The sequence below is a fragment of the Clostridium sp. YIM B02569 genome (assembly GCF_022320765.1).
Lineage (GTDB): Bacteria > Bacillota > Clostridia > Clostridiales > Clostridiaceae > Clostridium > Clostridium beijerinckii.
Genome location: NZ_JAKJJX010000032.1, coordinates 1 through 13,086 on the forward strand (window position 1 = coordinate 1; position 13,086 = coordinate 13,086).

At 29.6% G+C, this 13,086-nt stretch carries 11 protein-coding genes; 3 read left to right on the forward strand and 8 right to left on the reverse strand.

Going from position 1 to position 13,086, the window contains the following annotated elements; translation table 11 throughout:
• Positions 1-161 precede the first annotated feature (161 nt).
• Complete coding sequence (locus L3B96_RS23115; protein ID WP_238948692.1) at positions 162-980, reverse strand: hypothetical protein; 819 nt, start codon at positions 978-980, stop codon at positions 162-164.
• Positions 973-1,554: an RNA polymerase sigma factor gene (locus tag L3B96_RS23120; protein ID WP_077830586.1), complete on the reverse strand. Its 582-nt coding sequence runs from the start codon at positions 1,552-1,554 to the stop codon at positions 973-975. The genes L3B96_RS23115 and L3B96_RS23120 overlap by 8 nt, the downstream gene beginning before the upstream one ends.
• 312 nt (positions 1,555-1,866) lie before the next feature.
• Here L3B96_RS23120 and L3B96_RS23125 point away from each other — a divergent pair, with 312 nt between their 5' ends.
• Together L3B96_RS23125 and L3B96_RS23130 are read left to right on the forward strand one after the other, a co-directional pair.
• Positions 1,867-3,156, forward strand: coding sequence for a hypothetical protein (locus L3B96_RS23125; protein ID WP_238948693.1), 1,290 nt, complete (start codon positions 1,867-1,869; stop codon positions 3,154-3,156).
• A gap of 66 nt (positions 3,157-3,222) precedes the next feature.
• Positions 3,223-4,467 (forward strand): hypothetical protein, encoded by a 1,245-nt coding sequence (locus tag L3B96_RS23130; RefSeq protein WP_238948694.1) that lies wholly within the window; start codon positions 3,223-3,225, stop codon positions 4,465-4,467.
• Positions 4,468-4,726: 259 nt separating this feature from the next.
• On the opposite strand, the gene L3B96_RS23135 is transcribed toward L3B96_RS23130, so the two are convergent.
• The 6 genes from L3B96_RS23135 to L3B96_RS23160 all read right to left on the reverse strand — a co-directional run bounded on the left by L3B96_RS23135 (position 4,727) and on the right by L3B96_RS23160 (position 11,831).
• Positions 4,727-6,721 (reverse strand): methyl-accepting chemotaxis protein, encoded by a 1,995-nt coding sequence (locus L3B96_RS23135; protein ID WP_238899949.1) that lies wholly within the window; start codon positions 6,719-6,721, stop codon positions 4,727-4,729.
• A gap of 508 nt (positions 6,722-7,229) precedes the next feature.
• Positions 7,230-8,081 (reverse strand): alpha/beta hydrolase, encoded by an 852-nt coding sequence (locus L3B96_RS23140; RefSeq protein WP_238899948.1) that lies wholly within the window; start codon positions 8,079-8,081, stop codon positions 7,230-7,232.
• 17 nt (positions 8,082-8,098) lie between these two features.
• Positions 8,099-8,461, reverse strand: a complete 363-nt coding sequence (locus L3B96_RS23145) for a DUF4180 domain-containing protein (protein WP_238948695.1) — start codon at positions 8,459-8,461, stop codon at positions 8,099-8,101.
• A 15-nt stretch (positions 8,462-8,476) separates the two neighbouring features.
• Positions 8,477-8,965 (reverse strand): helix-turn-helix domain-containing protein, encoded by a 489-nt coding sequence (locus L3B96_RS23150; protein ID WP_171787844.1) that lies wholly within the window; start codon positions 8,963-8,965, stop codon positions 8,477-8,479.
• A 469-nt stretch (positions 8,966-9,434) separates the two neighbouring features.
• Complete coding sequence (locus L3B96_RS23155; protein WP_238899946.1) at positions 9,435-10,466, reverse strand: 4Fe-4S double cluster binding domain-containing protein; 1,032 nt, start codon at positions 10,464-10,466, stop codon at positions 9,435-9,437.
• 186 nt (positions 10,467-10,652) lie between these two features.
• Positions 10,653-11,831: an acetyl-CoA C-acetyltransferase gene (locus L3B96_RS23160; RefSeq protein WP_238892769.1), complete on the reverse strand. Its 1,179-nt coding sequence runs from the start codon at positions 11,829-11,831 to the stop codon at positions 10,653-10,655.
• Positions 11,832-12,069: 238 nt separating this feature from the next.
• Here L3B96_RS23160 and L3B96_RS23165 point away from each other — a divergent pair, with 238 nt between their 5' ends.
• Positions 12,070-12,960 (forward strand): LysR family transcriptional regulator, encoded by an 891-nt coding sequence (locus L3B96_RS23165; protein WP_103697966.1) that lies wholly within the window; start codon positions 12,070-12,072, stop codon positions 12,958-12,960.
• Positions 12,961-13,086: the final 126 nt, after the last annotated feature.

Sequence of the window (13,086 nt, forward strand, 5' to 3'; positions counted from 1 at the left end):
AGCCTGTGCTCCCTTCATTTGATAATTTATTATATCATTCTAATGAAGTTTACACAGACTATTTTACACTCTCCTACATTTTGGAATTTATATCCACAATGTAGCCTATCTTTACACATTCACTAAACAAAGCCCGTCGTGTAATTCCTCAGAGCTTATTTTTATCCTATAACTTCCTTTGCCATATTGATCATGTCATCCTTGCTTAGTTCAGTATAATCCATATTAATAATGCAATAAGATAGTCCATCTTCATACCACATAACTGATTGATTTTGACTAACCTTTATTTCATCTTTTTCACTTCCATATCCAATTTCAAGAAGCCCTTTATCTTCTAAGTCTTTTTCTTCGTCTGTTGGTTTATATCCTTCTGGAACTGATTTGTATTGACTGTTAGTGTATATGATTTTAACTCCATTATATTCTACTTCAGAAGCATTTTTGGGCATGTTTCCATAAAAAGATTTCTCATCTGTTTTTTCAGCAGACATAGCTAAAATCTGGCCTTTTTTAGAACCATCTTTTTTATAATCAAAATCTGCGCTCTTGTATTTTTCAGTAGCGTCTCCTTTTTCATTACGTACTTCATTGTTTGAATAATTAAATGTATCAAATTTAAATCCATTATTAAAGAATTCAACATATTTAGGTGTAAAGCCAACAGTCTCTTTTACTTTATCTTTACTTGGAAAAGTTTTAATTTCAGTTAAATGAGATGTTGAACCAAATATTCCAGAAAGATTAGTTGCTGCAACACATGTTACGGTTGTTGCAATAATGACCATTCCTGCAATTATGAATGTCTTTGGATTTAATAATTTATGTTTCATAGTAAAAACTCCTTTATTATCTTTTTCTCTTAATATTTCATTTCTAATTTTGAAAAACATATTTTCAGGTAATGAAGCATCATCTGCTTTATGAATTAAGGCCTCTTTAATTTTTTGATCTATATTTTCATCAAAATTTTTATCCATCAAGTCCCACCCTCTTCAAATTTCTATGATTATATTCATCGTCACATTTAATTAAACTGCTTTTTAATTTTTTTCTTGCACTATGAAGTCTCGATTTGACCGTTCCTTCAAAGCATCCCATTACTTTTGCAATTTCGCTAACTGTAAGACCATTAAAATAATATAGAACTATTACTGTTTTCTGTTTTAAATCAAGCTTTTCAATTTCTGCATAAAGATTATTATTTTGCTCTTTTCTTAAATATTGCTCTATAGAAGTATCAATATTTTTTTCATCTAATTTTTCAAAAATGTTATCAACTGGCAGTGATTTTTTATCTTTTTTTGCATATCTCCACGCAATTCTCGTAAGCATTTTAAAAAACCATGATTTAAAAAATTCAGGATTTTTAAGACTTTTTATATTTTTATAACAGCTTATGAATGCTTCTTGTACAATATCTTCACTTGTATACTTGCTACCTGTAATAAGATATGAGTATTTGAATGATTCATTTTTATATATTTCAAACAATTCACCTAATGCGTTCATATCACCAGACTGGATTTTTATGACAAGTTCTTCTTCAGACACTTTGCTCTCTCCCTTCGATTCTTATCGATGCATCTATATATTAGAGACATTAAGTTACTAATTGGTTCATTTTAAGAAAAAATTTTTATCGCCTCAATTTATACTATTTATAGTCACAGTTTTATGAAGATTAGCATCTGACTATAAATAATAAATAGAGTAGCATATTGATCTATTATTTTCTAGTTTCTCACTATGAGAATTATGGTAAATTTAAGATGAAAATTTTGAAGAAATGGTATACAATACCATTGAAGACAAAATTTCTTACAAAGTTTTACATACAAACTATAGTAAAGGAGATAGATATTTATGATAAATAAAAAATTGATCAAAACCCTTGGTCCTATATTTGGAATCATGACATTTATGTTAGCTTCCGGTATAACTTATACGTCAGCTTTTGCTGATGATACTATAGCAGCAACAGCCGCCACTACTGCTACAACAACTAGTGCCAGTGCTACTTATACAGATAATACAGCTACACCAATTAAAGATTATTCTATAGCTATAAATAAAAGTTCAGAAGAAAATGGGATTAAGGTGACTGTTAGTAGTGCACTAGCTACAAAACATAATTTAAGGGTAACTCTTAAAATTGAAGGAATCACTGATCCTAAAGCAATTGAACATAATAATTCGCTTTTTCAAGTATCATATGGGGACAAAGATTATGGCTTTAGCTCTACCTCTTCTAGGCAATATGCAGATGATAAAACTATGTTTTTAACCTTAGAAAAAAATAATTACGAAGGTGAATATTCTGAAAGTGGAAACCTAAGAGTTGATGTAGTCCTTTCAAATTATAAAGTTAATATTGGCATGGATGTACCTGTAGATTTCACTAATTCTATTAATAAAGTATTTACTAAAAATATTTCAGGAACAATACCTGAGATTAATTATACTTTGAAACAATTAGATTCAGATTCTATGGGGACAACCATAAGCTATACTCGTCCTAAACACAATGAAGATGAAATTGATGGCAATAATGATTTTTGGGATTCACAAATATTATTAAAAGTTGATAACAATTTTTATAAATTAAATTCTAGAATGAGTAGCCTTAGAGACGACGGAACATTTATTGGGTATTATGCATCTAAATTGCCAGATTATGATACTGTTAAAAATGGAAAGGATATAAGTGTAATTCCAATACTTTATAAAGTCTCAATGGATGATTCTCTTATGATATCTAATAATAGTAATAAAAACACTACCACCGACTCTGCAAACAACTTAACTTATGAAAAAGAGTTCAGCTCTTCTAGAGGATTGAAGGGTACAATATATAATGTCGAAAGAAATGATAATAGTGTAAAGGTATATTGCAAAGGGCAGTCTGAATTAGAAAGTTTAATTATAGCAAGCAATATTTCTTTGAACTACAATCATCTTAAAGGACAAAATGATCCTACTATTTATAATTACAATAAGTTTGCAAGCTTTTATAAGGATCCAAAAGATTCCCTTGGCTACATTGTAGAATTTGATAATGTTGATAAAAATAAGGCTGCTACTTTAAATATTAGTCCTACGATAAAAGAAATTACTACTTATAAAATGAGTGATGAAATAAAACTATCAAATTAATGAACTCTATATTAAATTTATGGAAAATTATATCCATATAAAAAATTATTAAAGTGAGGAGATTTTATGATAAACAAAAAAACAAATAGGTTATTAAGTTCCATGCTAGGAGCTGCTTTAATTATCGGACTTATTCAAATGCCTGCCTTTGCTGTTGATAATGTACAAGCTCAATCATCCTATGCAGTTAACTCTGGATTAATTGGAAATAACAATTCTGTTGAGCAAAATGGAGTTAAAATAACTCTAAATAGTGTTATTGGAACAAAAAATGACCTCAAAGCTACAATCACGATCCAAACCCCAACGCCTTTTGATAAAGATGACAGAGAAGAAGCAAATGTTTTATTAAATTATGGTGACAATAAATTTAATGGTGGAAGTACGTCATTTAGGCATACAGATGACAAGACATTAGTTATAACCATTGAATATAGATTGAATAAATCTGTATTACCTGAAAAAGGCCCTTTAAGAATTGATGTAGTAATGCAAAAATACAAGGTTAATGTTGGATTAGATGCAAACGTTGATTTTTCAGACTCATTAAAAAATTCAATGGAAAAGGATTATTCAATTAATATTCCTCAATTTGATTCTACATTTAATAAGTTAGAATCCGATATTTTGGGGACTCATCTTTCTTTTACTGAACCGGAAGAAACTTCTTTAATGAGAAATAATGATATATTAACAGAACATTCCTTTATCTTAAAAGCTGGAGATAAAATGTATTCGTTGAGACATTCTAATAGCTATTCATCTAGCAGTGATGAAAATGATAGGTCAATAGTAACTACTTATCAAGCAGAAGGAGCAACTTATGAAAAAATAAAAGATCAAACAGCTATAAGCTTAATCCCTATAAGTTTTACTATTAACTCAAAGGATCAAAAAAACTTATATAAAGAAGAACATAATGATAAAGACATGCAAACTATCAGTAATGTAAGTTATGCCAAGACTTTTGATTTTTCTGATGGAAGTAAAAGCGAAATCTATAATATTCAAAGAGACGATAATAGCATAAAAGTTTATCTAAAAGGTGTAAATGAAAAAGAAAGTTTATTACTTGCAAGTAGTTTGTTTATGGATTATAAAGATGAGAATAGTAAAAAAAATTATTATGATCATGATTATTACGATGGTAACGAACGCACTACTTTTTATAAGGACCCAAATGATTCTTTAGGTTATATTGTAGAATTTAGTGATGTAAAAAAAGACGTAAATACTCAAATAAACTATGACCCAACCATAAGTTTAATTAATGCATTTACTGTTGGAGATGAAATCCAATTATCCAAGTAAATATATCAAATCTATAATCTAAATCTAAACATATAATAATTACTGAAACAAATGAAGCCTCACTATAGTATCCAAATTATAGTGAGGCTTCATTTTATTAAGGATATTAAATTATTATCAAATATATAATTTCTTGCGTCTATTAATTTAAGAGACTCAAGAACATCTTAATGATTCATTCTATGAACAAAGTGTTTAAAACTTTAGAGATAGATTTCTCAAATTCAGATTCTATTATATACTATTAGAATTATTTATTTTAAACTTTAAATTTATTTGCTTCTTCTATCATTTCATTAGTCATATCACTAAGCATTTGTGCAGAAGATGCTACTTCTTCTGTTGAAGCATTCACTTCCTCTGATGATGCTGAAATTTCTTCTGCTGATGCCGAGACTTCTACTGAAATTGAAGATAATCCATTTATTCTATTCAAAATGGCATTCTTATCATTTTCTATGTTATCAGCAGAACTTTTAACTGTTTCAATTTTAGGAATCACTTCATCCACTGCTTGTATTATTTTCTTGAAAGATGCTATTGAATTATCTATAATTTTACCTTGATTTCTCATTTCATCATCCATAGTAGTCGATTCCTGAACTATGATATCAGCATTGTTAGATATTAAACTTATTAATTTACTAATATTTTCAGATGATTCTTTTGATTGTTCAGCAAGCTTTCTTATTTCATCAGCAACTACTGAAAATCCTCTTCCTGCTTCTCCTGCCCTAGCTGCTTCAATAGCCGCATTTAGTGCCAATAAATCTGTTTGCTCTGCAATACTATTTATAAGACTTGTAATCTCATTTATTTCGTTTATGTCTTTTCCAAGTGATATAACTTTACTATAAAACTCTTTAAATGAATTGCTCACATTTATTACTGATTGATTCAATCCTTTCATTTCACTACTGCTATCATTTGCCATTAAACTTATTTCTCTAGAATTCGAATCTACAACTTGTATCTCTTTAACCATTCTGGATAACTTATTACTAAATTCATCAAGAATATCTGTTATATTTATTAACTCTTCAGATTGATTACTTGTCCCTTTCGCAACTTCAGATATTGCTTCTGCAACATTTTGTGATACGCTTGCTATCTCTTCTGATATCGATGCTAGATTTTCTGATTGTGAATTAATATTTGAAGAATTTTCTTTCATTTTTTTAATCATTGTTCCTAAAGATTCTTGCATTGATTTCATTGCATTAGTCATAACACCGATTTCATCTTTTGAATTTAAATACCTAGTAGAAACTTCTTCACATAGATTACCTTCTGCTAGTAATTCCAAGTGCTTTGATGTAGACTTTATTCCTTTAGATATACTATTTGAAATTATGTATATTATACCAAGTCCAATTAATATGAATACTATGGATGATATCGCAACTGAAATTTCCAAAGTGCTTAATTCTGATAGTATTTCATTTTTTGTTATTGTTACCCCTACAGACCAATTAGTTTCTTTTACTGGAGCATAGCTTACAAACTTATCTACACCTTCATATTGATATTCGCCCAATCCTGTTTCTCCAGAGATCATTTTCCTTTCAATATTTGCTAACCCCTGTAAATTAGCATCCTTTTCTGCTGCCTCAATTCCATTATACATTTGAGTAACTAAGTCCCTATTTTTATGGGCTATTACTACTCCACTGTTATTTATCATAAATGAAGCGCCTGTTTGCCCAAACTTAACTTGATCTGTTAAATCACTTAAGTCATTACCATCTTGTGATTCCGCTAATACTCCTACAATCTCATTATTGTATTTAATGGGAACCGCATATATAACTAGAAGAGTTCCATCAGTTTTATTTATTAACGGATCTGATACGCTCTTTGTACCACTCATAGCTTTCTTAAAATAGTCTCTATCTTTTACATTAGATGTTAATCCCAATGTATTTATAAGATTTCCATCTTTATCTATATAACTTAGTCTATTGCAGCCAGTCCTCTTAACTTCGCCTGAAAGAATCGAAAGTTTGTCTTGTAATAAACTATTAGGATTATTTATATCTGGTCTTGCAGCAATAGCCTCTAGTGAATTTAATTCTCCCTCAATTCTTCCTTGAATATTACTTGCAGTTTGCTCTGCAATTCTAGGTAAAGTCTTATTTAAATTTGACTTTAATCCATTTAATGAGCTTATAACAGAAACTATGCCTAATCCAATACATGCAATTCCTATTATCAGCCCAAAGAATACTGTTAATTTTGTTTTTATACTTCTCATAATATCCCCCTTTAATATAATTAATACTTGAACTTAAGATGATTAATCCTCTTTAATATCGATCCTAAATTCATATTTTATACAATTTTTGACCTAATAATATTATTATACCATCTTTTCATCAAAATTCGTATTATTATCATCATTGGTTTTCATGAAATATTTTGTTATTTTAAAACCATTCTTTATATTATTGGAAAAACATCTCTATACATGGTCAAATTTGCTCCCACAAGTCATATTTCTTTAAATATTCCGTAGCAAACCTAAGATTTCTTATTATTTTTTAATAAAATTCATCATTACTGTTTTCATTTAATTCTAAGTTGCAGTTTGCCTATCTATAGGGTTAAAATAAAAAGACTCTAGGTTTAAATCCCTGAGCCTTTTTGCTTATATTTACTTTTTCAATCTAATTTAAGTTTTTTATATATAATACTTGTATTCTTATATTCATTATTATTATATATATAAATACACCTGCTTCATTTTTAATGTAATAAAATATTTATTGATCACTAAAATTAAACCATTCTATTATCTTATTTACATCATTAACATTTGAATGTCCAGCCTTAGGTGAAATATTTATTTGCGCATGTGGAAGTAAATTACCTAAACGCCTTGCAGTCTTATCTGAATGTAACATTATATCCTTTGCTCCTACAAATAACACTGTTGGCATGGTTAATAGCTTTAATTCATTATCAGAAAATACAGGAATTGTCTCTTTTCTATAATTGAAGCTCTTTCCTATAAGCTTTTGATATTTTAACATTTCTTCTGGTATCGGCTGATTTCCATTAACTTTATAATATAATTTATCTATGCCTTTTTCTCCCAAAATCCCATAAGCAATAGCTTTAAAAATGAAAGATTTCTTTTGTGGGCCTACGCCAGATGGGCAAAGCAATACAAGTTTAGATGCCATTTCTGGATAACTTACTGAAAACTTTATTGCCAGCCATGCCCCTAATGAAATCCCAATAATATTTGCTCTTTCAACTGATAAATTTTCAAAAACCTCCTTAAGCCATTCTGCATAAGAAGACCCAATTAATGAAGGACGATTTTCATCACTTTTCCCAGGCTCACCCAACATATCTATAGCATACACTCTGTAAGTTTTAGAATACTCCTTTATATCTCTTAACCACATTACAGAATTCATGCCACTGCCATGCAGTAATATAAGAGGTGGATTACTTTTTTCACCGCTAGCTATAATAAACGTCTTTCCATATCTCGTATTTACATAAAACTTTTCATATGATAGTGCCAATTTTTGAAGGAATTTATCATAAAATTTTATAACATCATTTTTTCCTTCATTTGTTTTAAATACTTTGCCCATCTCCATCTATTTTCTCCTTAGTATCATAATTTCGAAATCCAACTTTCAGCTTCTGCAGTGTCCTTAAAAGTTCTAAAATTGTTTCCTTTGTTAGATTCCATGATCATTTCTTTAAATCTATCATTAAGTTTTTCTTCATTTTCTATAATGGCTGCGACTTTCACGTGATAATTTATAAATTTTTGCAACGCCATACCCGCAATCCCAGTCTTAAGATTGAAAAAATCTTCAGATAATACATTTGAATGAAACATAATTGTATAAACGTCATTTTCCATACAAATAGATATACAATCCACCACATCTTGCTCTGAAGAAAGTTTCCATACTTCAGAAGCAAATTCTATATATTTAACATTATTTTTATTTACCACTTTATAATTCAAAACATTCACTCTCCTCTATATATTAGTTTGTTCCACAAGCATAGAAATAGATTTTAGCATTTCTTCAATGAAGCTTACATTCCCCCATAATAAAACCCTTAGCCTGTTTTCTTTTTCATCATATTTCATATTAATTGTTGATTTCCCCATTTTGGGGTCTTTACAATTCATTACTGCTATAAGCGTATTTGATATTCTAAAGTATTGTTCTTTATCCACATCATTTATATCAACAACAGTAGATACATTTATTTTTTGTTTTTCGTGTTCTTTAACTTCTCCATTAGTAAGAAAATCAATACTTGATTCATCACTAGCTTTTTTATTATTTATATTAACATTATTCTTTTCCATAAAAAGACTTAAATCATGACCAGAAATTCTCCATTGCTTTCCCACTTTACTTGCAGCAAGTTTTCCTTCTGTTATAAACTTTCTAATAGTTTTGTGATGCATACCTAATATTTCTGCTACTTTATCTATTGTATAAAATTGATTCTCCATAAAAAATCTACCCTTTCAAAATTGATCTATGGTCAAATTATAATAATTCTTTTTACTTACGTCAAGCATTTTATTGTATTTTATTATACTTTGTTGCACTTTATTGAACCATAATATAAAAATCTCACTACATTATTGCCTTTTCTCAACTACAATTTAGTAAAATTTATATATACCACAATTCACGATGCACATTTCACAATTACGGCTAAAATTCTTGTAATATTCTTAGAATTATGATGAAGAATTAGTTTTGCAATATATAAATCTTTATATTCACAACATTTATCATAAACTTTCTTGCATAAACAAAATAATAAGAAGGAGAACCTCATCCATAATCCGGACTTGGTTCTCCTCCATTACTTAAATATATTACAATTTATAAAGTAAACTCAACTTGTATACACTCGTTCAGTAGCAACAGCATAAGCCGCCATCATTTAATAACTTCTTTGGTTTTAAAAAATTATTTTAAGTTCAATTTTTCAATTGCCCACTCTGCCATTTCTCTTACCTTTGAATTACTATCATTACAAGCATACAGTATATGTTCTTTATATTGCTCTTTATAGTCATTTACCATTACATTAATAGCATTAACTTTCCATTTCCAAACACTTGATTTATCTATATACCAAAACTTAGGCTGCATAACTTCTTCTAAAAATTTATAATCCATTTTGATTATTTTTTCTAGAGATATCTGTTCGCTTAGCTCCTGCAAATTAGGAAATTCTTCTGTTTCCTGCCAACGATTTTTATTCATAGGACATGCATCTTGGCAGGCATCACAACCATAAACCCAATTTCCTATTTCTTCTCTATATTTTTCATTAGTCATATCTCTTCCCATAAATGTAGTTATACAAGATACACATGCTATAGGATTCATTGTATATGGTTTTGATAATGAAGCTGAAGGGCACGCCTTCATGCATAGATTGCATTTATCAGAACAAGGTCTTACATCTGGTATTTCTACTGCTTCTAATTCCTTATCAATAAGCCATGCATCCAAATACACTGATGAGCCATTTTCAGTATAAAAGAAATTATTCTTTCGAACTATTCCAAGTCCAGCTTTCATAGCTGCAAAACGTAATGGTACAAGACCAAAACCTCTTTCAGTTTCTGCTCTAAGCCCTAACTCTTGCATATATTCTTCAAATTTTACGCTATCTTGAAAATCTTTAGAATTCTTATCTTTTCTTGCATCAACCAAATAGTATTTTGCAATCATGCCTTTTAAATGTTCTGGAATATGATATTTGCCATATCTTCTCACACATATTACAATTGATTTTGCCCAAGGATAAGTATCTTGCAATTGTGTAAAACGATATTGACCTTGATAAAAACCTTTAGACTCTGGAACACGTTCAACACGTTCATCAAGTCTTTCTTTATAGCCATCTATATCAGATATTTTAATGATTCCGCACTTTTCATATCCTAAATTTAATGCTGCGCTTTTTATTTTATCTGCTAATAAAGTCATTTTCTCTACACCCTTTCTTAGGTTAGATAAAAGAATAATAAATTATATATGTTGCAATTGAATTTCTATATTTAACTCTTTATTGAGCTCTTTGTTTACTAGAATAATAAATGTAAGTTTATTATTGCAACATATATAGTATGCTTGCTTGTTATTTCTTTCACATAACCTAATTAATGATTATAATTATTCTCTTTCAACTATTAAGGCAGTCCCTTGACCTCCACCAATGCACAATGTTGCAAGTCCTTTTTTTGCATCCCTTTTTTCCATAGCATGTAGCAAAGTTACTAAAATACGTGCTCCAGATGCACCAATAGGATGTCCAAGAGCTATGGCTCCCCCATTAACATTTACTTTATTCATATCTAAGTTTAAATCTCTAGCTATTGCTATACTTTGTGATGCATAGGCTTCATTTGCTTCGATTAAATCTAAATCCTCAGCTTTTAAATTGATTTTATCTAAGGCAGCTTTTGTTGCATAAAATGCACCATATCCCATTATTGCTGGGTCTAATCCTGCTGATCCATAAGAAGTGATTTTAGCAAGTGGCTTTATTCCTAGAGCTTTAGCTTTATCTGCACTCATAATTACTAATGCTGCTGCTCCATCATTTAATCCAGATGCATTTCCTGCTGTAACTGTACCATTTTCCTTAAAAATAGGTTTAAGTTTTTTTAATGCTTCTATAGTATTACCGAACCTAGGGAATTCATCTTGGTCAAATATTATTTCACCTTTTTTAGTTTTAATTACTACAGGAACTATTTCATCTTTGAATTCTCCACTCTTTATAGCTTTTTCAGCTTTTTGTTGTGATAAAAGTGAAAATTCGTCTTGTTCTTCTCTTGTTACACTCCATTTCTCAGCCACGTTTTCTGCAGTTACTCCCATATGATAATCATTGAATGCATCCCATAAACCATCTTTTATCATTTCATCAATGAATTCTCCATGTCCCATTCTTTGTCCCCATCTTGCATTATCAAGTAAAAATGGTGCACTCGACATGTTTTCCATACCACCTACTACGATAGCATCAGCATCACCAGCTTTTATAATTTGAGCTGCTAAACTTATAGCTCTTAATCCTGAACCACAAACCTTATTAATTGTAAATGCAGGTATTTCTACAGGTAGTCCAGCTTTCACAGCTGCTTGCCTTGCTGGGTTTTGTCCAAGGCCTGCTTGAAGCACATTTCCAAAGATAACTTCATTAATTTCCTCTGGTTTAATATTTGCTCTTTTAACAGCTTCTTTTATTACTATTGCACCTAATTCAACTGCTGGTACATCTTTTAAAGTCTTTCCATAAGCTCCTATTGCAGTTCTTACTGCACTTACTATTACTACATCTTTCATTTCTTATTCCTCCCATATTGAAAAGTTCACTTGTTATTTTTTTAACAAATTTTGATATAAAAAATTTATTCGCATTAATTATTTAAGAGTTTTCATAAAACTTAATAGTTTAATTTGTAGCTGCTCTATGACTTTATATTATCAGATGATTATATATTTGTAAAATTGATATATTCGAATTGACAATTCGATTTTTTCAATATATTATTGAATTAACATAAAGATCGGAGTGAAATTAATGGATATAAGACATTTCAAAACTTTTAAAAGTATTATAGAAGAAGGTAATTTTTCAAATGCAGCAATGAAATTAGGGTATACTCAATCTACTGTTACCTCACAAATTCAGCAGTTAGAGCAGGAACTCTCAATAAAATTATTCGAAAAAATTGGACGTAATATGGTACTAACTCCTTTAGGAAAAGAATTAATACCATACGCCGATGAATTGCTTAATACAGTGAAAAAGATTGAAAGCATTGGTAAATATGGTGATAACATTACAGGAGAATTAAAAATTGCTGTTGCAGAATCTTTAATGTCTTATAAATTACAAAATGTATTAGCTATGTTTAAAGAAAAAGCTCCTAATGTAAGACTTTCTATGGTTGCGCTCAATTGCTATGACATAAAAAATATGTTAGCCAGTGGTGAAATAGACCTTGGCTTGATGTATAATGTGGGAAGTAAAAATGAAAGCTTAAATGCTGTGAAGCTTTCTGATTTTGATGTAGCTTTAGTATGCTCACCGCAATTTGAACAAGAAAAATTAGATTTCAGCACACCTAACCAAAAAATAAATACAAGCCTTATCATCAATGAAGTTGAATCCATTTATCGAAAAATACTTGAAAGTTATTTTTTTGATAAAAATATATTCCTAGATAATACAATCGAACTTGGCAGCATTGAGGCGATAAAAAAATGTGTTGCAAGTAATCTTGGAATTTCGTTTTTACCTCGTTTTACAATAGAGGAGGAGCTTGAAAATGGTAAATTAAAAGAACTCAAAGCAGGCGACTTAAATGCTAAAATCACGGCAATTTATGCTTATCACAAGAATAAGTGGATCAGCCCTGCAATGTCTTTATTTATTGAATTGGTGAGAAAAGATTTTAATATTCAATAACTATAGATAACCCAACTAAGACCTGAACTTATGCATATAACTCGCCGAAATGAATAACATACTTTTGTTCCAGTTTCTAGGTAATTCTGATGGGTGATTCTAAGGCTATAAAGTTGCACCCAAAGT

What these genes read in the sequence shown, in the direction of transcription:
- L3B96_RS23115 (WP_238948692.1), bottom strand. Translation starts at nt 980, where the DNA reads ATGGATAAAAATTTTGATGAAAATATAGATCAAAAAATTAAAGAGGCC.
- L3B96_RS23125 (WP_238948693.1), top strand. Translation starts at nt 1,867, where the DNA reads ATGATAAATAAAAAATTGATCAAAACCCTTGGTCCTATATTTGGAATC.
- L3B96_RS23130 (WP_238948694.1), top strand. Translation starts at nt 3,223, where the DNA reads ATGATAAACAAAAAAACAAATAGGTTATTAAGTTCCATGCTAGGAGCT.
- L3B96_RS23135 (WP_238899949.1), bottom strand. Translation starts at nt 6,721, where the DNA reads ATGAGAAGTATAAAAACAAAATTAACAGTATTCTTTGGGCTGATAATA.
- L3B96_RS23140 (WP_238899948.1), bottom strand. Translation starts at nt 8,081, where the DNA reads ATGGAGATGGGCAAAGTATTTAAAACAAATGAAGGAAAAAATGATGTT.
- L3B96_RS23150 (WP_171787844.1), bottom strand. Translation starts at nt 8,965, where the DNA reads ATGGAGAATCAATTTTATACAATAGATAAAGTAGCAGAAATATTAGGT.
- L3B96_RS23155 (WP_238899946.1), bottom strand. Translation starts at nt 10,466, where the DNA reads ATGACTTTATTAGCAGATAAAATAAAAAGCGCAGCATTAAATTTAGGA.
- L3B96_RS23160 (WP_238892769.1), bottom strand. Translation starts at nt 11,831, where the DNA reads ATGAAAGATGTAGTAATAGTAAGTGCAGTAAGAACTGCAATAGGAGCT.
- L3B96_RS23165 (WP_103697966.1), top strand. Translation starts at nt 12,070, where the DNA reads ATGGATATAAGACATTTCAAAACTTTTAAAAGTATTATAGAAGAAGGT.